Raw genomic sequence first — 21143 nt, 5'->3', positions numbered from 1 at the left:
GGGGACGGACATGCTGGAATCCTTGCTGCTGGCTTTTCTGAAAATCGGGCTGTTCTCCTTCGGAGGAGGATACGCGGTCCTTCCGTCGATCCAATCGGAGGTAGCGGGCCCCGGATGGCTGACGGAGGACGTCTTCGCCCGGGCGATCTCGATCGCCGCGCTGTCCCCGGGATCCATCGCGACGAACGGCGCAACGTTGATCGGCTACCGGATCGAAGGGCTTCCCGGAGCGATTGTCGCCACGGTCGGAATCATTCTTCCTTCCTTGATTCTAACGATCCTTATCGCGATGTTCTTCTACCGGATGCGGGACAGCAAGTGGATGCGATACGTGCTGTACAGCCTGCGTCCCATCATCACGATGCTTATTCTCTACGCGGCGATCAGGCTGCTCGGAATGGACGCCGACATCGGGCTTAATTGGGCGACGATCGCGACCTTGCTGATTATAGGCGGGGCGGTCTTCGGCATGCTGCGCTACAAGCTTCATCCTGTGCTTGTCATCGTGGCTTCGGGATTGACGGGGATTATTTTGTTCTGAACTTTATCACCGGTTCGGCAGTAAACGGGTCCTTTCATCAGCCACGCCGCTAACGGAAGTGATAGCCGTTATTTGGCGCGAATGCCGCTATTTTGAATTCTAACGGAACGGAGAGACGCTATTCTTGCAATTAGCCTTGAATTGCAGTCATTCTAACCTAAATAACGGCTGTCACTTCCGTTAAAATCCATAAGAAGCTGATCAACGCCTAATAAGGTCTCTCACTTCCGTTGCGCTCCCCTTGATCCCCCTGATTAAGCTGCGGTTGGAGTTCTCTGACAATAAAAGGAGGCACGGGGAATTTCCCGTTGCCTCCTTCTTTTTACGCCTTACACCTTAAACCTCAGAACGTTCCAAGAAGCCTTCGGCAGCTGGGCGGTGAACGAAGCTTCGTCCGAGTCCACCGTGCCGGCGCCGCGGCGAGGAGCCACGCGGTTCGGCTGGTCCGCCGTGTTGGCGGCGTAGACGTCATCGCACTCCATGAGGATATGCTCGATCAGGGTGGCGGAGCCGAAGCTGCGCAGGTCGATCTCGAACGGCATCGCCTCGGAGAGGTGGCGGTTCACGGCGAAGACGGTGAGCTCGCCCGCCTCTTCGTTGTGTACAGCGACGGTCTCGACGTAAGGCACGTCGGTGAAGTCCGCGCAGTCGTACTTCGGCGACGTCGCGAGCGGAACCAGCACCGTGCCGCGGCCGAACACGCTGGCATGCATGTAAGGGTAGTAGATCGTCTGCTTCCAGGCGCGTCCGCCGTTCTCCGTCATGATCGGAGCGATGACGTTGACGAGCTGGGCCATGCACGCCATCTTCACCCGATCCGCTCGTTTCAACAGGCTGATGAGCATGCAGCCCACCACAAGGGCGTCCTGGTGATTGTAGACGTCTTCGAGCTGAGGCGGAGCGACCTGCCACGGGTCCAGCTTCTTATCCGCTTCATGGGAATGATACCAGACGTTCCACTCGTCGAAGCTGAGGTTGATCGTCTTCTTGCTGCGTTTCTTGGCCTTGATGTAGTCGCAGGTCGCGATGACGGTCTTGATGAAGTCGTCCATATCGAGCGACCGGGCCAGGAAGCTGGCGCTGTCCTTCTTGGCGTTGCCGTAATAACGATGCAGGGAGATATATTCGACATGCTCGTAAGTATGATCGAGGACGGTCGCTTCCCACTCCGGATAGGTCGGCATATCGGTGCTGGAGCTGCCGCAGGCGACGAGCTCGATCGTCGGGTCGACCCACTTCATGACCTTGGCCGCCTCCAGGGCGATTCGGCCGTATTCCGTCGCCGTCTTGCCTCCGATCTGCCACGGGCCGTCCATCTCGTTGCCCAGGCACCAGGTCTTGATGCGATGAGGCTCGCGGTAGCCGTGCTGAATGCGAAGATCGCTCAGGTACGTGCCGGAAGGGTGGTTGGCGTATTCGACCAGCTCGCGGGCCTCGTTAGGTCCGCGCGTTCCCAGGTTCACCGCCATCATCGCGGAAGTGTTCGCCTTGTTGCACCAAGTCATGAACTCGTTCAGGCCGAACGTGTTCGGTTCGATGACGCGCCAAGCCAGCTCCAGGCGCTTCTTGCGTTCCGCGACGGGGCCGACGCTGTCCTCCCAGTTGAAGCCCGAGACGAAGTTGCCGCCCGGATAACGGACGATCGGCACTTGCAGCCCTTTCACGAGCTCGAGCACGTCGGTCCGGAAGCCTTGCTCGTCCGCGGACGGATGCCCAGGCTCGTAGATCCCTCCGTAAACCGCGCGGCCCAGATGCTCAATGAACGAACCGTACAGCCGAGGATCGACCTCGCCCACCTGAAAATCCTTTTCCACCTTCAGCTTCGCTTTGCTTGACATGGAATCACCTCTATGGAATAATAAAAACATTAATCGAATTACAAAACCATTACTAACTATATTTAACATGAGCCGCATGAATTTGTAAACGTTTTTTTTGCTTAGAGAGACGGAGGGGTTACCCATTATTCATTCGAACACGGAGCGCAAGTGGCTCCCTACCTACGAAGCACTGGCGAGCGAAGTTCGCTTGGGCGTGCTGGAGCTGCTGGCGATTCGGGAGATGAACGTCAAGGAGCTGGCGCAAGCGATGAAGCTGAGCGCCCCGATCATGACGATGCACATTCGCAAGCTGGAGGAAGGCGGGCTCATCCGAACGCAGATGGTGCGCAAGGAGGGAGGGACCCACAAGATGTGTTCCCTGGCGACGGACGGGGTGGAGGTTGTTTTTCCTATTCCGACGGCTGCGGCGGAGAGGCGGATCGTACAGGAAGTGTCGGTTCCGGTCGGCCACTACACCCGTTACGAGGTGTTCCCGACCTGCGGGTTGGCTTCTCGCGACAAGCTGATCGGCCAATTCGACGACCCGCGCTATTTCCTGGAGCCGGAGCGGATGAACGCGCAGATACTTTGGTTCGGACGGGGCTACGTCGAATATCGGATTCCGAATTATCTCATCGCCGGGCAGACGCCCCAGGAGATCGAGCTGTCCGTGGAGATCGGCTCGGAGGCTCCTACCATCAACAAGCATTGGCCCTCCGACATTCACTTTTATCTGAACGGAGTTTTCCTCGGGATTTGGACGAGCCCCGGCGACAGCGGAGACGGAAGAGGGCTGCTTAATCCCTCCTGGTGGAAGAACGAACTGAATCAATACGGTTGGCTGAAAATGATCCGGATACGCAAGGACGGAACCTACGTGGACGGACAGAAGGTATCGGAGGTTACGCTGTCGGACGTGCCGCTGTCCCGAAACGATTGGACGATTCGCTTCGAGGTACCCGAGCAGGCCGAGCACGTCGGCGGCTTGACCCTGTACGGCGAAGCGTTCGGCAACTATGCGCAGGATATCGTGTTCAGGGTTTATGAGGAATAGGAAGAGGGAGGACTTAAGCGTCCTCCCTCATATCATTCGAACAAGCGCAGCTCCTCGGCGCGCCTCAAGGCTTGGATTCGGGTCGATACGCCCAGCTTGCCGTATATTCGGCTCAGGTACACCTTGACCGTGCCCTCGGTGAGATGCAGACGCTCCGCGATCTCGCGGTTAGCCGCTCCGCGGACCGCTTCCAGCAGCACGGCGATCTCCTTCCGGCTCAACTGCTCCGGCAGCTCGGCAGCGTGAAGCGGCTTCTCCTTCCGGGGGAAACGGCCGAGGAGGGATTCGATATACGAATCCCACTTGCCTTCCTGCCCGCCGCGGCTCGAATGCTCCTTGAACTGCATGAGCAAGGAACGCATCGGCTCTCCCTCGTCCACGAAGGAGCGAACATAGCCGTTCGCCGAGCCGTATTCGAGGGCTTCCTCCAGATGGGAGAAAGCCAAGCTGCGAAGGCCGCATTGCGCGTTCAGCAGAGCCTGCAGCAAGGCAATATCGACAATGCCCGCGATGCAGCTCTCGCGATGATTCAGTCGGCTAAGCGTTCCGAGCAGGCCTAGAGCCTCCTTCTCCTTGCGCTTCGCTCCAAGGAGCCTTGCATAGGTTACGTATTCCCAATTCTTCGGAAGCGAAGGCTTGTCCTGAGCGGACAACTTAAGCGGGGAGAGCGCCTTCTCGGCCTGGACCGCGTTCCCGTCCCTCAGATGGAGATAAGCACGAAGCGCGTAGAGACAGCTCAGCCATCTCGGTTCCTCCAGCTCTTCCGAGACAAGCTCGATCGTATCGTCAACCGCGGCGAGGGCTTCCTTAACCCGTCCTTCCGCCGATAGATAGCGGGCGTATGCGATGCGGTTCGGAACGAGCAGGCCGGCAATCCGATGCTTGCGGGCGATCGGCTCGATACGCCTCAGCAAGCCGGCGCAGTCCTCCAGCCGATTCCATTCGTAGTAGCCCTCGCCAAGGGACTGCAGAATGTACTGGGTGAACAGCGTTTGTCCCCAGCCATGAGACTCCAGGATCCCGACGATTCGCTTCGCGATCGCTTCCGTCTCGGAATTCTGCATGCCCTTTAAGCCGAAAGCCGTTCTGCGCACGAACGGCTCGTTCGTGTTGTAGTTGAACTTGTATAGCAGAGGGCTTTCGGGCAGCATATCCGGAATCCGGTCGGCATACGAGTACCATTGCTCGTAGTTGCCGGAGGAGAACGCCAGGTTGATTTTCGCAAAGAACAAGCCGCTCTGCATCTCCCGAAGCTCCTCCCCGGGCTCCTCCTCCAGCGTCAATCGCTCCAGCCTTCTCAGTTCTTCCTCGGCCGCATCGAATTGTCCGGTGATGATCAGCGTGAAAGCGTAGAGAAGGGACAGCCCGAAAGGCAGCGCCTCCCGGGGAATTCGGCGCATCCACCGGAGCAGAGTGCCCCATTCTCCTCTCTCCAGCACGGAGGAGATCTGAAGCCCCAGCAATTGCACGGACAATCCTCCCTCATCCCGGCATTCCAGAGAATGCTCGAGCGCCTCCTCCAGCAAGGACCGTCCCGCGAAGTGATTCGCCGCCAGCCGGTGCAGCTCCGGAAGCAGGGTCGGCTCGTCCTTCTCCAGTTGCGACCTTAGGAACGCCGAGAACAGATGATGATAACGGAACCAGCCTTGCGTGTCGTCCAGCGGGATCAGGAACAGGTTGAGCTTCTGCAGCCGTTCCAGCATGTCTCGCCCATCGCCGCCGAGCGTCAGCGCGTCGCAGGACTCCGCGTCCAGGCGTTCGAGGATGGAGGTTCTAAGCAAGAAACGTCGGAGCTCCCGCGGCAGCCCGCTGAACACCTCGTCGAGCAAGTATTGAATCAAGCTCCGGTCGGTTCCTTCGTATTGCTTAAAGAAGCGATCGGGGTCGGAGTGCTCTTTAAGAGTCAAAGCGATCAATTGCAGGCTCGCCGCCCATCCTTCGGTCCATTTCTGAAGCAGGCTCACCCGCTCGTCCGTCAGGCTGAGGCCGGCCGAATCCGTGTAAAACCGGCGGATCTCCTCATCCGTGAACGATAAGTGATCGGGCCTAATGTCGACCAATTGGTCCCGAACCCGCCATTTGGCCGTCGGAAACGGGATCTCGGATCGGCTGGCAACGATGAGGCGGACCTTCTCCGGCAAGCGTTCGATCAGATAGCCTACGCTGTCGTGGATCGAGGCTTCCGTAATGCTATGGTAATCGTCGAGCACGATCGCGATCGGGACTTCTTCCCGCTCTTCCAGCTCTTGAAGAAGAAAGTCCAGGACCGTGTGAATCGTGACATTGGGAAAAGCCCGGAGCAAAGGGTCGATCCGCTCCCCGAGCCCCGGCGTCAGGAGAGGAGCGAGGGAATAAATCGCGTATCGCCAAAATTTCATCAGGTCGTTATCCGTCTCGTCGAGCGAATACCAAGCGACTCCGGCGGAGGCTTGCTCGGCCCACTGGCTGACCAGCGTCGTTTTGCCGAAGCCGGCCGGGGCGCAGATGAAGGCTAACCGTCCCTCGGACGAGCGGTTCAGCCTGTCGAGCAGCCGCTCCCGGCGAACGCCTCCCGCGCGAGGAACGGGCGTCTTGATCTTGGTCTGGAGGATGATTTGGCTTTGCAAAAGTGAGCCCCGCTTTCGTAGATTCTCTTGATTCCAATATAGCGCAATTTAGGGGACGGTGCCGAAAAATATACCAATATAATTAACGAAAGTAAGTCGTTTCGACGCGATCCGTGCGATATCATCCTCTTGAATATAGGGACTCTATAAATCGAGGGATGATTATCAATGAAGATTAGCAGATTAGGTTGGAAAATGGGGATCGGCGCGATGGCGCTGCTGCTGGCGTTGTCCGGTTGGTCGGGCAAGCCGGTCCATGCGGCGTCCGCTTCCTCCGTCGCCTCGCCGTCGTCCGTCTCCATAGGCAGCGATATCTCGGGCCACTGGGCGGAATCGACTCTTCGGGCTTGGATCCAGGAAGGGCTGCTGACCGGCGACGAGCAAGGCCGGGTCGATCCGGACCGCACGATTACGCGCGCCGAGCTTATGACTTTGGCCAATCGGGCGCTTGGCCTGACGGAAGCCGGTCCGATCGCGTTCTCGGACGTGAAGGCGACGGCTTGGTACGCCGATCAGATCGCGATCGCGGTCCAAGCCGGCTATGTCTCCGGCTATTCGGACGGGACCGTTCGTCCGAATCGGACGGTCACCCGGCAGGAGACCGCCGCCATGCTGGCGAGCCTGGCGAAGAAGCCGCTCGGCGCCTACGCGGGGACGGCAGGCGAATCCGTCGGGTTCGCCGATTCTTCCGCCATCGGGACATGGAGCCTTGAAGCGGTTAAGGCGGTGGCGCGGCTTCAGATCATGGGCGGATTCACGGACGGAACGTTCCGGCCGATCAGCCCGATTACGCGAGCCGAAGCGATCGTCGCTTTGGATAGGCTGAAGAAGCTTGCTCCTGTCGCTGAACAGGAAGAGGATAAGGTTTATTCCGAAGCGGGGACCTACGGTCCGGAATCGGGACAGGAGGTTATCTCCGGCGATGTCGCGATTCAGGTCGGCGGAGTTACGCTTAGGAACGTTACGATCAAAGGCGATCTGACGCTAACCAAGGAAGTCGGCGAAGGCGACGTCACGCTGGATCATGTCACCATAGAGGGGGAGACCTTCGTCTATGGCGGCGGCGCCAACAGCGTTCACTTCATCGACTCGATTATCGCTTCGCTGCTCGTGAACAAAGAGGGAAGCAGCATTCGGATTCTCGCGCAAGGCACGAGCCAAATCGCTTCGGCCGAGTTCCGCAGCATGGCGACGTTCGTCGTCGAAACCGGAGCCAAGGTAGAGACGTTTATCGTCCGCGCGGTCGTCAAGGTGACCGGGCAAGGGGTTATCGTCAACGCCCGCCTGTACGTATCGGGGATTTCGTTCGATTCTAAGCCGCAGAACATCGAGGCTGCGGACGGCATTCAGTATTTCATCGGTACGGTGATTCCCGGCGGTAGTAGCGGCGGCGGTCCTGTCATCGATGCCGCTCCGACCGTTACCGGAGTCGTGTACGGCAAGACGTATACCTCCGCGGTTACGCCGGCCAGCGCCGACGCGGATATCGCCAGCGTCACCCTTGCGAAGGACGGCGCGACGGTAGCAGGCTACAAGCTCGGCGACGAGATTGCAGAGAACGGCAGCTACGTACTGACGGTGACCGACTTGGGTCGCAACAGCACAGTGGTGAGCTTCATCGTAAACATCCCGGCTCCGGACCTGGCTCCTGTTGTTACCGGAGTCGAGAATGGTAAGACCTACACGGTTGCAGTAACGCCGTCTAGCTCGGACGAAGATATCGCGAGCGTCGAGCTGACGAAGGACGAGGCAATCGTGGAAGGCTACGAGCTGGGCGACGAGATCTCGGAGAATGGCAGCTATGTGCTTACGGTAACTGACTTGGGCGGTCATGCCACGGTGGTGAGCTTCATCGTAAATATCCCGCCGCCGGATTTGGCTCCAGTTATTGCCGGAGTCGAAGACGGAGAAACCTACACGGTTGCAGTAACTCCGACTAGCGCGGACGAAGATATCGCGAGCGTCGAGCTGACGAAGGACGAGGCAATCGTCGATGGCTACGAGCTGGGCGACCTAATCTCGGAGAATGGCAGCTATGTGCTTACGGTAACTGACTTGGGCGGTCATGCCACGGTGGTGAGCTTCATCGTAAATATCCCGCAGCCGGATTTGGCTCCAGTTATTGCCGGAGTCGAAGACGGAGAAACCTACACGGTTGCAGTAACTCCGACTAGCGCGGACGAAGATATCGCGAGCGTCGAGCTGACGAAGGACGAGGCAATCGTTGAAGGTTACGAGCTGGGCGACCTAATCTCGGAGAATGGCAACTTCGAGCTTACGGTAACTGACTTGGGCGGTCATTCGACGGTGGTGAGCTTTATCGTGAACATCCCGCCACCGGACCTGGCGCCCGTTATCACCGGGGTCGAAGATGGAAAGACCTACACTGTCGCGGTAATTCCGACTAGCTCGGACGAAGATATCGCGAGCGTCGAGCTGACGAAGGACGAGGCAATCGTCGAAGGTTACGAGCTGGGCGACGAGATCTCGGAGAACGGCGACTACGTACTGACAGTATCCGACAAGGGGAACCACAGTACGGTCGTAAGCTTCGAGCTCGATCTTCCGGTACAGATCATCCCGGATCTCGCTTCTATCAGGATGGAAGATGCGGAGCTCACCCTTGACATTCATGTCACGAATACGGGCGACACTATCGACAACGTGATTAACGGGGTCCGAGTGAACGTTCCGAACTTCGATGGAGATACGATCAGCGGCTCTTATAACGATGGTAACGACTATTTCACCTTGCACCGAGTGGGCGAAAGCGACGATTTCGTCGGATATTTCCCTGAGGTTTATGATTGGGAAACAGGCCAGATCGTAAACTACCCCTATACTCTATCACAAGGATGGGACACCTTCGTTGGCTATGGGATCTACCTGGGGCAGTTTACCGATCCGAAGAACGTAAAGGTCAATGTTTGGATCGCGGATGCCGATGCACCGGAAGAAGAGAACGCCTTGTACCGGATGCGAGAAATCGATATCCCGCTGGAGGCGAACTACATCGGACCTCTCTCCGACTTGGAGGTCATCTCCACGACAAGCGATAGCGTAACCATCGGATTCACTTACCCTACTGGGGCAAGCGGCTTAGTAGTCGGATATGGTGCCGATGTTCCGGTTGACGAGGATTCTCCTTGGAGTCATTACACCTATCCGGATTTGGAAGAAGGAGTTTTGGACGATGTGACGGGCAAGTGGACGCTGGAGCTATGGCCTTCATTTGCCAGGGGCGCGACCGTCCATTTGCAGATGGAGGTTTACGGAGGCAAGTATGACGGGGTGTCGAATGTCGTTCTGGTAGACATGGCGCCAGCCATAGAAGGCGTCTACGACGGCGAGGTTTTCTCGTATGCCGTAACGCCGTATCTATACGGCGAGAACGACGTAGAGTCGGTCACGTTAACCAAGGATGACATTGTCGTCCCAGATTACGAGCTCGGCACGCAGCTAAGCGAGAACGGCGAGTACGTACTGACCGTCACGGATGCTGGCGGGAATACGACGACAATACGATTCACGATAATCGTTGCGCCGCTGTCATAAATTCATAAAGGCTGTCCCATCCGCCTGTGTGCGGAGAAGGGGCAGCCTTCTTTTATTAGGTGCCCCCAGATTATCGCTATATTTTCTAGACACTCAATAATAGCAAGGGAGCCATTCTTACTACCCTTGATTAACGTTTTGGATTTAAGCACCTATTCAAAGTGGCTGATGAAGCCACCGACATAGCCGGTGGTTTCCAGATTGTCGAGAAACCCACCATCTTGAATACACTCAGGGTTCGGCTAACGGACATTCGTGACTCTTAAACACTGATTTATAGCCTTCTGAAAATGTAACGGACATGTAGTCCGTTAGCCTACGGAGATGGCCTTAAAAAGGGGTTTTTACCCATCTAAGGGTTTCCTATGTCCGTTAAAATTTTTAAAAGGCCATATCGCCGTTTTAACGGACTGTAGGTCCGTTAGAACGGCGGCTAACCTGCTTGAAGGCGGGGTGAATCCTATTTACCAGCCTCGAGCGTCCCTTTAATGCCATCGATTTAGTTTGTGTACAAAGCGTTCTATTTCCGAGGCTATGGAGGAAGGAGTCACTCAAAGCTATGAACCTTGCTCCAGCTTGCTCCGCCGTCTCCCGAAGTGTACAGGACGGCCGACTTTTCGGAGTCGTTCGCGAGGAGCCAGACGTGCTTCGCGTCCGTCGCGCCGATAAGGCCTTCGCCGTAGCCCGGGAACTCCTGCTTGCTAGGCGTCCAGCTGCGCCCTCCGTCCGTCGTCGTCATGATTGTCTTTGGAGCGTCGCATGCGGGGCAATCTCCGCCCATGAAGGCCGTGGACGGATTGACCACATACAGCTGACCCGGGCGCGAGCCCGTTCCTTCGGAGTTCGCCTTGTCGTCCACCGAGAAGCCTGGAGCGGGACCGGCTCCGGCCGTATTCTTCGCGACCGCCGGAAGCCAGGTTTTCCCTCCGTCTTCGGTGTGGAACAAGCTGTACGAGGTTTGGGACATGCCCGAATCCCCGACGAGCTCGATCCAGGCGTCGTTCTTGCCCGTGGAGCGAATGATGGCGTTCGTCGGCTCGACCTCCGTGGCGCGGCTCATGACGGTCTCCCACGTCTTCCCTCCGTCCGCGCTATGGAGGAACGCGAACTTCCCGCTGCTTGTTTGCACGGCCCAGCCGTTGTTAAGGTCATGGAAATACGCGTCTCCGACCAGGTTCTCCGGCGTCTTCAACTGAATCCAAGTCGCTCCCCCGTCCTTCGACCGCGCGTTGCCGATAAAGGCGTCGTTGTCGTTCAGGAAGTGAAGGAAGCCGCGGTTCGGCACGACGCCTACCTCGCTCCAGCTATCCCCGCCGTCCGTCGAACGGATCAGCTGAAGTCCCTTGGAGCTTCCGATGTCCAGCGTCGCCCACACTTTCTTGTCGTTCAGCGCGAACAGCTGGACGACCGGATAAGGCTTCGAATACTGCGCCCGCCAGCTCTTGCCGCCGTCGTCGGTTCGGGCGATCCAGCCGTCGCCGCCCGCCCAGCCGATCTTCTCGTCCGCCAGCCGGAGGGCTGTCGCCTGCGCCATCGAGACCGCGGGAGCTTCGGAAGAAGCGGGAGCCGTCGAAGCCGGAGGAACGGAAGGAGCGGCCGAAGGGGAGGACGAGGGAGACGAGCCCGCGGAAGGAGAGCCGGAGGGCGAAGGTTCGCCGCCGCTCGAGTTCGAGCTTGAGCTCGAGCCCGAGCCCGTGCATCCGGATAGTATCAGCAGGGAAGCAAGCAGCAGAAGCAAGCCGCCTCGGAGAGTTGATTTTCGCAAAATCATGATCGAGCACCGCCTTTGCAAGATGTCGTTTTTCGTGTGCGCATATCGATTAGACGTTCGGGATTCGCAGCAGGTTGCTAGCGATAGAAATACGGAAGCGGTGCAGCAAAGCGTCGTATATCAAATTTACCCAAGAGGCTTAATGGATATCGATGGAGGAGCGTTTTCCATATTTAAGGTAATTAATTTGTCCACTGGATTAATCTGTGCTAGGATAGGGGGAAAAGGCTCCGAGAGGGTGCGGCATGCCCGGATTAAAAGGAAATCAGCAACTGCTCAAAGAGATCAATAGCGCCGCCATCCTGAGCGTGCTCCATCGTCATGGGATGCTGTCGAGGACGGAACTGGCCGCGATGACCAAGCTGAGCGCGACGACGGTGTCTTCGCTGGTCGAAGAGCTGCTCGCCGCTCGCATGGTGGAGGAGGTAGGAGAGAGGCCGGCCTCCGGAGCGGGCAGGCGCGCGATCGCTCTGCGGATTAACCGTAGAGGCGGGTACGTCGTGGGTTTATCCTTAAGCAACGAAAGGCTTGCTTATTCCATGATGGATTTGCGCGGAGGCCGCCTTGCCGGCTTCCGAAGCGGGATAGGGACGGGGAACGAAGAGATCGCGCGAATGATTCGCGAAGCGATCCTTCATTGCGAGGACAAGGCTCGGGAGCTGGAAGCCGGGGAAATGAAGGGCATCGGCATATCGGCTCCGGGGATCGTCGACGAAGCGGGAGAGACGCTGACGTATTCCGTTCATTTGAAGCTTAGCGAGCTTCGGCTAAGATCCATGCTGGAAGAGCGTTACCCGGGGATTCCGATCCGGATCTTGAACGATTCCAACGCGGCTGCTTTCGCGGAGTATTATGACGGCGCAGGTAAGGGCAAGAACCATCTGCTGTATCTTTATTTCGGCGGAGGAGTCGGTTCGGGCTTGATTCTGAACGGGCAGATCTTCGGGGGCTATAAGGGCGGAGCGGGGGAGATCGGGCACATTCCCCTTATTCGCGGCGGCAAGCTCTGCTCCTGCGGCAAGCGCGGCTGCATCGAGACCGAGCTCGCTTCCCCGGTCGTTCTGGAGGAAGGCAAGAAGGAAGCGCGGTCGCTCGGGCTGCCGGTTCCGGAATCGGCAGAGGAGGTCGTCGCCCGTTATGAGGCTTCGGGGGGAACGGGAGAATTCCGGGAGCTGTTCGAGCGGCTCGCCCCTCTGGCCGCGCAGACGATCGCGATCGCGGTCAATCTTATCAGCCCGGAGGTCGTTGCGCTCGCGGGTTGGCCGAACGGCTCTTCGCTGTTCATGCGGCGAATAGGGGAAGAGCTCGAGAGGGCGCCGTTCGCGGTTCCGCTGTCGAACGACCGCCTTCTCCTTGCCTCGCATGGGGAAGAGGGACCGCTGCATGGAGCGGCGGCTTTGATGCTTAAGCAGATTTTCGGAATGCCCCGTCTTAACTGACAGAGGGAACGAATGAGGAGGAACGGGACCATGTTGACGCAAGCTTACGCCGGAATCGATCTGGGCGGAACCAAGATTCTCGCGGTAATCGTAGATGAAGAAGGAAAGGTGCTGGCGTCCGAGGAACGGGCGACCGAAGCGTCCAGAGGTCCCGAGGCGATCATCGCCACGATGGCGGATATGGTGACCGCTCTTGCCCAAGGCAACTATTCGCTGCTCGGAGCCGGAGTGGCGACGGCGGGGACGCTCGATCCGGACACCGGAATGGTCGAGTACGCGTCGAACCTGGGCTGGACGAACGTGCCGCTCGGCGGCGAGTTGGAGCGCCTGCTCGGCGTGAAGGTCACCGTCGACAACGACGCGAACGCGGCGGCGGTCGGCGAATGGAAGGCCGGGGCCGGCATCGGCTCGCGCAACTGCGTATTTATTACCGTCTCGACGGGGATCGGAAGCGGCGTCATCTGCGACGGCAAGCTGATGCGCGGACGCAATGCGAGCGCGGCGGAGCTCGGCCACATCACGATCGACTGGCAGGGGCCGAAGTGCCTGTGCGGCAACGCCGGCTGCCTGGAGCTGTACGCGTCCGGCACCGCGATCGGCCGCGAGGCGTCGAAGGCCGCGGCGGCCGATCCGGCCCGCGGCAAGAAGCTGATCGAGCTCGCCGGCGGGGACGCCGCGAGGATCAATTCGCGGCATGTCGGCGATGCGGCCAAGCAGGGCGACGAGCTCGCGCAGGAGGTTCTGCGCAGTGCGGGGCGCGCGCTGGGCGCGGGAATCGTGAGCGCGATCCACATCGCGAATCCGGAGGTCGTTATTCTTGGCGGAGGGGCCTCTCATATCGGCGAGCCGTTGCTCGGGCCGATGCACGAGTATTTGGAGGCGCATGCCATCGAGCCGATGAGACGCGGCGTGAAGTTCGTCTCTCCGAAGCTCGGCGCGCAAGCCGGCGCGATCGGCGCGGCTCTTATGCTTCGTTCGTACTGATATCCTTAATCGCAGAGCCCCTTCGCGGGCTTTTTTTTACGGCTCGATTCAAGATGGACATGGATAACTTTACCTGGGTACAATAGGAAAGGCGAAGGGAGGATGTCCAATGCCGGAAGAGCTGCAGCCGGACCAAGAAAGTCCGGATCGCAACGTGTTGGTCGTGTGGTTATCGGCCATCCAAAGAAAATTCGACCCGCCGTTGGAGAAGGCTCGCGACCGGTACAGCGAACCCCAGGGTTGGGTCGGCATATGGCTATTGCGGTCTCTGTTCGGAGCCAAGTACGAGAAGATGTCCGAAGAAGGCGCATCGGGCATCCTGAACGCCCTCTCCGGCATTTGGCAGAAAGTCGTTACGGTTTTGTTGCTTATAGGAGCCATATCCGCCCATTCCGCGTTCGACTTCCATTTGCCGATATGGGGATCGTTGTTGGCGTACGCGCCGGTCGCGTTATCCTTGATTATTTCTTTGTATGCCAATCTGGCGCGCATGCTTACGTTAACGGATCCTTATTTTAACTCCAATGCGTACAAGCTCTTTAGAAAACAAGAGTATCTGATGTTTCTTCCCTACTTTAGGGAGACGAAGCTCACCTTTAAAGACGTCAAGGAGCTTGTTCACCTGATGTACCGGGAGAACGCCTTGGACGTCGTCGTTGCCGAGCATGAAAAGCTGCATGAAAAATCGGACAAGCTTATCGAGCATTATGAGAAGACGCAAGATCAGCTAGCCCGGCAATTGAAAAAAGCGGAAGAAGACATCGATAAACTGAAGGAATATAGCGGCAAGCTTTTACGGTTATCCAAAGCAAACGAAGAAGGATTCAATTCGGCGATCAGCACGCTGTATCGGCTGCGATCCGGCGATTCCTTATTCGGATACGGAGACCTTCGGGTCGTCTCCGACTTCTCGTTGTTCGAATATGAAGATCCCTATCTGATTCGAGTTTGCGAACAAGGAACGACGGAGACGCCAAGCCGGATCGACATTCACGATCCCGACTATCAGCATTACTCGTCCGTTAAGCTGGTACGAGGTTCCAATACTATCGAATATGCAACCAGCGATAGAGAAGGGAGAACGGTAGCAAGTTATTGGATCGAGCTTCCTTCCAAGAGAGTCCTTGTTTACAACTTTCACTATGACTCCACATTCAAGGGAATGAATGATATAATCAATACGAAAGAAATGTATCGTTATATTAGGGGAATTTGTATCCTATTAGAAGACCGAGGACTTATCGATAGAGGAGGGACTCTTCATGGCTCGATTTAAAGAACGCCGGCTTAATGGACTCGTAGCAAGCAGCGAACGCCTGCAAGCCATCAGCAAGGAGATCGAAGAGCTTGAGAAGAGGCATTCGCTTAGCGCATTCGCGATCATGGCGATCGAAGAGTCCCGGACCAAGGAACTCAAAGAGGATTTCGAACAATCGCTCTCGAAGCAGGAGAGCAATATTCGACGGTTAATCAATATCGGCATCGTTGGATAATAGAGACTTTCAAGGAGCCGGACAGGCTCCTTTTTTACGTTTAGATCGAATAGAATAGGCAACACTACTGCTATTAGCAATTAGGGGCTGATAGCGTTGAAGGATTCCAAGGGCAAAGTGGTTCGAGGAAGATTCCGGTTAGGAGAGAATGCTTTCCCGACCTCCAAAGAGAAAAGAGAAACCGTCGAGCGCGAAATGGACGCGATTTTCAAAAACTACGAAAAGAAAAACAAAGAGGAAAAGAGGCGCCTGTAGGACGCCTGCCCGGGAATCCGAGCGAGACTTCTCGCCGGGTTCTTTTTTTTCGGCTAAGATAGGATTTTTGGGAGCTCTCGATCGTGTTATAGATAGGTGGTGATCAGATGGACAACTTTTCCCCGGAGCAAACGGGCGCTTTCGCGGAGCTGTACGGGCGCAATGCGGACACGGTCTACAGGCTGTGCTATCTCCTCCTCCGGAATTCGGCGGACGCGGACGATGCGGTTCAGTCGATTTTTCTGAAGGTGCTGAAGGATAACCGGACGTTCAACGACCGGGAGCATGAGCGGGCATGGCTGATCGTCGCCGCGAAAAACCACTGCAAGGATATGCTGAAAAGCTGGTGGAGATCCCGAAGGGTAGACGTGAAGGAGCTGCCGGAGGCGAAGCATTGGGACGATCGCGAGCAAAGCGAGCTGCTGTCCAAGCTGCTTTTGCTGCCCGAGAAATACAAGACGGTTTTGTATCTGTACTATTACGAGGGGTATTCCGTCCGAGAGCTGGCCGGCCTTCTGAAGCGCAAGGAAAGCACGATTCAAACGCAGCTGGCCAAGGGGCGCGAACGCCTTCGCCAAGAGATCGGAGGGGATTGGATTGGAAGAACGCGATCTGAAGGGACTGTTTGAAGCGTTGACGCCGACGGAGGAGCACAAGGAGAAGCTGCTCTCCCGAATAACGGCCAAGAGCAGGAACGATCGCAGAAGCGTCGGACGTCCTCTTAAGCCTGTTTTTCTGGCCGCAGCGGCGATCGTTTGCCTGTTCGCCACGTCGGCTTACTCGGCGGCTTACCTCGGGCTGGACGCGAAATGGCTGAAGTACCTGGGCTTGTCGGGCGGCGAACAGGAGCGATATCTGGCTAACGGAGCCTATGTCGTCGACAAGACCGTATCCAACGAGAACGGAACGCTCGTCGTCAAGCAGATCATGGGCGACAGCAACCTGCTTTATATCCTGATGGATTTTGTTGCTCCCGAAGGAATGGTCCTGGACAAGGCGAGATACCGATTCCACGGATCTTTGGACACGGAAGGGCTCGACTCTTACGGCTCCGGCTTCGACCTGCTGGAGGATGACGATCCGAGGGACAACAAGATCAGCCTGGTCATGAGCTTATCGACGAATCGCATTCAAGCGGGGCAAGAGGCGGATCTGACCATAGAGAATTTGGAGGAGGCCGATCCCTATCCGGACGAGTACGAGAAGATTCTGACGGGCAAGTGGCAGACGTCGTTCAAGCTGGATTATAAGGATTATTCGAAGCGGTACGAGGCTAACCGGGCGATCGAGATGTACGGGCGTAAGGCGACGCTTGAAGCGCTCTCGGTCTCTCCGATCTCGATAACCGTATTCGTCCGCAGCGATTCGATAGAGGAGATTTGGGAGGCGGCAAGGCGATCAGGAGGACAAACGGGTCCGGACGGCCGTTCTTCCGATGACTTCCCGATCACGATCCATTATAAGAACGGAACGTCGGAGACGACGACTATCTTCGCGGGCATGGCGCAAGGGCATCCAACTCTTGGCGACATCATGATAGTCAAGCCGTTCCTGCCGATTATCGATCCTCGGCGGATCGAATCGCTCGAATTCTTCGGCGCGGTCGTTCCGGTCGGGGGCTAGACGGATCGCCGATCTGTGATATAATTCAATCCATTGTCCGCAGAAGACGGACCGCGGTTCGTAAACATCCCGCGTTATCAAAACTAGGAGGGTTATTCGGCATGTTTAATTTCCTTTGGGGCGTGCTGTTCGTCATCGTCAACTTCGCCCTGTTCCTGGCCTGCTACCGCATGCTGGGCAAAAACGGCTTGTACGCCTGGATCGGAGCCGCGACGGTTCTGGCCAACGTTCAGGTGGTCAAGAGCATCGAGATGTTCGGCATCGCGATGACCCTTGGCAACACGATTTACACGACCATCTATCTCACGTCCGACTTGCTGAACGAGAAATACGGCGAGAAGGAAGCGAGGAAGGCGGTATGGTTCGGTTTCTTCACGATGCTGATGTCGCTGATCATGATGCAGATGGTGCTCAAGTTCGAGCCCGGCGCGGAGGACTTCTCCCAGGAGTCGCTCGAGACGATCTTCGGCCTGATGCCGAGAATCGCGCTCGGAAGCTTGGCGGCTTACTTTATCAGCCAATTCCTCGACGTCAAGATATTCAGCAAGCTGAAGCAGGCCTTTCCCGGACGCGGGCAGCTGTGGATCCGCAACAACGGCAGCACCGCCCTAAGCCAGTTGGTCGATACGCTCGTCTTCACCTCGATCGCCTTCATCGGCGAGTACTCGTGGACGGTATGGTGCGAGATCGCCCTGACGACCTACGTGCTTAAGTTCGTGATCTCGGTCGCTTCCACGCCGATCATTTATATCGCGAGAAGCTTCAAGTTCAAAGAAGAGTCGTAAGCAAGAGCAGCGCCCCGAGCCGCATCGACAGCGGACCTCGGGGCGTTCGGCGTTCTTGCGGCGGTATTAAAGCAGGGAGACGACGGCTCGCCCTCTCGCCTGCCCCTGCAGAATGCGGCGCAGCTCGCCCGGAAGCTCGTCCAGGACGATGCGATGCGTGATAAGTTCGGCCAGCGGTCCGGGCTTCCACTCTTCCCCGAGCCTCTTCCATACCGCGAGCCGTTTGTCCATCGGGCACTGCACCGAATCGATGCCGAGCAGGCTGACGCCGCGAAGAATAAACGGCATGACGCTGCCCTCGAACGAGGCGCCTCCCGTCAAGCCGCTGAGCGCGATCGCTCCTCCGTAGCGGATCGTCCCGAGCAGGGAGGGCAGGTAGCTCCCTCCGACCGGATCCACCGCGGCCGCCCACTTCTCGGAGCCGAGCGGCCGCCCGTTAGGAAGCAGGAGCTCCTCGGGCGAGACGACCTCGGCCGCTCCGAGCTCCTTCAGGAAGCCGGCTTCCTCGCTCTTGCGGGTGCTGGCGACGACCGTATACCCGGATCGCGCGAGCAGCGCGACCGCCCAGCTTCCGACGCCGCCGGTCGCTCCGCCGACCAGAACGGGGCCTTGGCCCGCGCGAAGGCCGTTCTCCTCCAGGCGAAGGATGGAGAGCGCCGCAGTGAAGCCAGCGGTTCCGAGCGCCATGGCTTCGAAGGCGGTCAATCCCTTCGGCAACGGAACGACCCAATCCGCCGGCACCCGGGCCATCTGGCTGAAGCCGCCGGGATGGGACACGCCGAGGCCGTAGCCCGTGACGAGTACTTCGTCCTCCTCGCGAAACCGCGAATCCGAAGAAGCGATTACGGTGCCCGCCAGGTCGATGCCGGGGATGTGCGGGTAGCCGCGGACGACTTTGCCGTCCGGGACGCTGGCCAGTCCATCCTTGTAGTTTACTCCGGAGTAGGCGACCCTTATGGTGACCTCGCCTTCCGGGAGCTGATCGGGACGATACTCCCGAACCTCCGATGTCAGCGCGGAGTCCTGCCAATCGATCGTTAAGGCATGATAGCGATCCATCGATAACCGCTCCTCTCTCGTTACTGAAGTCAACCTCATCATACTCTCGCCCGCTCGATTTTCCAAGACAAGCTCCCAATCCTCTTACAGATTGACGGTTGACGAATGAGGATACCGATTCTAAACTTAGCGATGTCACGTAATCTCGGAAAGGCGCCAAGCGCGCCAAAGCAATCGGAGGCTGGACATCGATGTCAACCATGCAGGCTAGCCGTTCGGCGACGGCCGCCACCCTGACGGTAATGCCCGTCCTTCTCGCCATCAGCTTCTCGCACATGATGAACGACTCCATGCAGGCGGTCGTGCCCGCCCTGTACACCGTGCTGGAGCAATCCCTTCACCTCAGCTACGTGCAAGTCGGATGGATCACCTTCGTGCTCAACATGACCTCGTCGGTGCTGCAGCCTGTCGTCGGCTCGTTCACGGATCGCAGCTCGAAGCCCTATCTCATGACGGTCGGCATGACGTTGAGCCTTCTCGGCATGATCGGAATCGCGCTCGCCCCCTCGTTCTGGTTCGTGCTTCTCTCCGCGATGTTCATCGGCTTCGGTTCGGCGATTTTCCACCCGGAAGGGTCCCGGGTGGTTTATCTGGCGGCCGGCAACCGGCGCGGCTTCGCGCAGTCGGTCTATCAGGTCGGAGGCAACACGGGCAGCTCGCTCGCTCCGCTGATGGCGCTTGCGATCTTCGTTCCGCTCGGCCAGCTGGGCGCTCTGTGGGGCTGCTTGTTCGCGGCGGCGGCGATCGCGGCTATGCTCTACTATATTATGCCGTGGTACAAACGGCAGCTGTCGGAGCAAGGGCAGAAGAAGTCGGCGAAGAAAACGGTATCCTCGTCGTTAACCCTTAGCAACAAACAAGTCGCTTGGGCGATGGGACTGCTGGTCTTTATCGTCTTCGGCCGTTCTTGGTACCACACGGGCATCGGCAATTACTACCAGTTCTTCATGATCGATCACTACGGGGCGTCGCCCAGCGAGGCGCAAATTCCGGTCTTTATCTTCCTGATCACCGGCGTGCTGGGTACTTACTTCGGAGGAGTCTTCGCGGATCGGATCGGCCTTAAGAAAATGATCGTGCTCTCCATCGCGGGGGCGATTCCGTTCGCGCTGTCCCTCCCCTATCTGCCGCTGGCATGGGCTTATCTGGATATCGCGGTTCTCGGCTTCATCCTGCTGTCGGGCTTCTCGGTAGCCGTCGTCTACGCTCAACACCTGATGCCTTCCAAGGTCGGGCTCGCTTCCGGCTTGACGACGGGGCTGGCCTTCGGCATGGGAGCGATCGGGGCCGTCGTGCTGGGCAAAGCCGCGGACATCGTCGGCATGACGGACGTGATGAGGAGCATCGCTTTTCTCCCGTTCATCGGGCTGCTTGCGCTGCTGCTTCCGTCCGACAGGAAGAAGCAGGCATAGGGACGATAAAGACGCCGTATCGCCGAAGCGCCTCGAGTTTGCCTGTTTAGGCGGATTCGGGGCGTTTTTTCAATAGATTTTGGAATAGGATAATCTGTCGGAATGAGCTATAATTAAATCAATACGTTGCGCTGCGCTTGCAGGCATTCGGGAATGGAGGACGGTTCGATGAGGAACGATAAATGCGCGACGGCGTCGATCGCGACACCCAGGTGGTTCGGCTATGCTTTGCAGTCGCTTGTCTATCTGGCTCATCACGTCGAGAACGACGTCCGTTGTCCAAGCGGAGAGATCGCCAATAAAGTAAGCACGGAAGCCACTCTGATGCGGAGAATTCTGGCGAGACTCGCCAAAGCGAATATCGTGGAAGCGCGGGAAGGCCGCGACGGCGGCTACTACCTGCGCAAGTCCCCGGAGTCGATCACGCTGGCCGAGGTGTACAGGGCCCTGGAGATGTCGGAGCCGCTCTGCACGGGGATGATGGATACGGCGAACGGGGTTATCGGCACGGATATTAAAGACGCGTTCGGCACGATCATGAGAGAAACCGAACAGATGATGATGGAGTTCCTGGAGAAGAAGACGATCGCCGATCTCGTGCATAAGGTGTATGCCGAGTGCAAGGAACGCGAGCAGGTTGTCATCGAGTCCTAAGGGACTCTTTTTTATTGCGATAACACGGTCGAAATGGTGCATTTTTCTTTGGTAGCGCTTAAAAAGTGTTTAGACGGTGAAAAGTAAGTAAC

General features: G+C 57.7%; 17 protein-coding genes. 13 read left to right on the top strand and 4 right to left on the bottom strand.

What is annotated here, in order from left to right:
* The first annotated feature begins 10 nt into the window (after window positions 1-10).
* Window positions 11-541, top strand: coding sequence for a chromate transporter (locus tag H7B67_RS24335; protein ID WP_185122482.1), 531 nt, complete (start codon window positions 11-13; stop codon window positions 539-541).
* A 329-nt stretch (window positions 542-870) separates the two neighbouring features.
* Here the strand turns inward: H7B67_RS24335 and arfA are convergent, their stop codons facing one another.
* Window positions 871-2379 (bottom strand): arabinosylfuranosidase ArfA, encoded by a 1509-nt coding sequence (gene arfA, locus H7B67_RS24330; protein WP_185122481.1) that lies wholly within the window; start codon window positions 2377-2379, stop codon window positions 871-873.
* A gap of 127 nt (window positions 2380-2506) precedes the next feature.
* On the opposite strand from arfA, the gene H7B67_RS24325 reads away from it, so the two are divergent.
* Window positions 2507-3415, top strand: coding sequence for an ArsR/SmtB family transcription factor (locus tag H7B67_RS24325; RefSeq protein WP_425489478.1), 909 nt, complete (start codon window positions 2507-2509; stop codon window positions 3413-3415).
* A gap of 32 nt (window positions 3416-3447) precedes the next feature.
* On the opposite strand, the gene H7B67_RS24320 is transcribed toward H7B67_RS24325, so the two are convergent.
* On the bottom strand, window positions 3448-6021 hold the full coding sequence (locus tag H7B67_RS24320) for a winged helix-turn-helix domain-containing protein (RefSeq protein ID WP_185122480.1): 2574 nt from the start codon (window positions 6019-6021) through the stop codon (window positions 3448-3450).
* Window positions 6022-6189: 168 nt separating this feature from the next.
* Between H7B67_RS24320 and H7B67_RS24315 the strand changes: the two genes are divergently transcribed.
* A complete protein-coding gene (locus tag H7B67_RS24315) occupies window positions 6190-9576 on the top strand; it encodes an S-layer homology domain-containing protein (RefSeq protein WP_185122479.1) in 3387 nt (1128 codons plus the stop codon).
* Between the two features lie 547 nt (window positions 9577-10123).
* Here the strand turns inward: H7B67_RS24315 and H7B67_RS24310 are convergent.
* Window positions 10124-11347 carry a WD40/YVTN/BNR-like repeat-containing protein gene (locus H7B67_RS24310; RefSeq protein WP_185122478.1) on the bottom strand — a complete coding sequence of 408 codons (1224 nt, stop codon included), beginning with the start codon at window positions 11345-11347 and terminating at the stop codon, window positions 10124-10126.
* 245 nt (window positions 11348-11592) lie between these two features.
* Here H7B67_RS24310 and H7B67_RS24305 point away from each other — a divergent pair, with 245 nt between their 5' ends.
* From H7B67_RS24305 to H7B67_RS24270, 8 genes are all read left to right on the top strand, one after another.
* Entirely contained in the window at window positions 11593-12786 is a 1194-nt protein-coding gene (locus H7B67_RS24305; protein WP_185122477.1) for an ROK family transcriptional regulator, read from the top strand.
* Between the two features lie 30 nt (window positions 12787-12816).
* Entirely contained in the window at window positions 12817-13770 is a 954-nt protein-coding gene (locus H7B67_RS24300; protein WP_185122476.1) for an ROK family protein, read from the top strand.
* A 109-nt stretch (window positions 13771-13879) separates the two neighbouring features.
* Complete coding sequence (locus tag H7B67_RS24295) at window positions 13880-15046, top strand: hypothetical protein (RefSeq protein ID WP_185122475.1); 1167 nt, start codon at window positions 13880-13882, stop codon at window positions 15044-15046.
* Window positions 15033-15263, top strand: coding sequence for a hypothetical protein (locus H7B67_RS24290; RefSeq protein ID WP_185122474.1), 231 nt, complete (start codon window positions 15033-15035; stop codon window positions 15261-15263). Before H7B67_RS24295 ends, H7B67_RS24290 begins: the two co-directional genes overlap by 14 nt.
* A 96-nt stretch (window positions 15264-15359) precedes the next feature.
* Entirely contained in the window at window positions 15360-15518 is a 159-nt protein-coding gene (locus H7B67_RS24285) for a hypothetical protein (protein WP_185122473.1), read from the top strand.
* 107 nt (window positions 15519-15625) lie between these two features.
* Window positions 15626-16147: an RNA polymerase sigma factor gene (locus H7B67_RS24280; protein WP_185122472.1), complete on the top strand. Its 522-nt coding sequence runs from the start codon at window positions 15626-15628 to the stop codon at window positions 16145-16147.
* Window positions 16116-17141, top strand: a complete 1026-nt coding sequence (locus tag H7B67_RS24275; RefSeq protein WP_185122471.1) for a DUF4179 domain-containing protein — start codon at window positions 16116-16118, stop codon at window positions 17139-17141. Before H7B67_RS24280 ends, H7B67_RS24275 begins: the two co-directional genes overlap by 32 nt.
* 101 nt (window positions 17142-17242) lie before the next feature.
* On the top strand, window positions 17243-17926 hold the full coding sequence (locus tag H7B67_RS24270) for a queuosine precursor transporter (RefSeq protein WP_185122470.1): 684 nt from the start codon (window positions 17243-17245) through the stop codon (window positions 17924-17926).
* 66 nt (window positions 17927-17992) lie between these two features.
* Here H7B67_RS24270 and H7B67_RS24265 read toward each other — a convergent pair whose 3' ends face one another.
* A complete protein-coding gene (locus H7B67_RS24265; protein WP_185122469.1) occupies window positions 17993-18985 on the bottom strand; it encodes an acrylyl-CoA reductase family protein in 993 nt (330 codons plus the stop codon).
* A 200-nt stretch (window positions 18986-19185) separates the two neighbouring features.
* On the opposite strand from H7B67_RS24265, the gene H7B67_RS24260 reads away from it, so the two are divergent.
* Window positions 19186-20397: an MFS transporter gene (locus tag H7B67_RS24260; RefSeq protein ID WP_185122641.1), complete on the top strand. Its 1212-nt coding sequence runs from the start codon at window positions 19186-19188 to the stop codon at window positions 20395-20397.
* A 168-nt stretch (window positions 20398-20565) separates the two neighbouring features.
* Window positions 20566-21051 carry an RrF2 family transcriptional regulator gene (locus tag H7B67_RS24255; RefSeq protein WP_185122468.1) on the top strand — a complete coding sequence of 162 codons (486 nt, stop codon included), beginning with the start codon at window positions 20566-20568 and terminating at the stop codon, window positions 21049-21051.
* Window positions 21052-21143: the final 92 nt, after the last annotated feature.

The organism is Cohnella thailandensis (genome assembly GCF_014212135.1).
GTDB lineage: Bacteria > Bacillota > Bacilli > Paenibacillales > Paenibacillaceae > Cohnella > Cohnella thailandensis.
The sequence above is the reverse complement of the archived record's forward strand: the minus strand, read 5'-3'. Positions and strand labels throughout refer to the sequence as shown.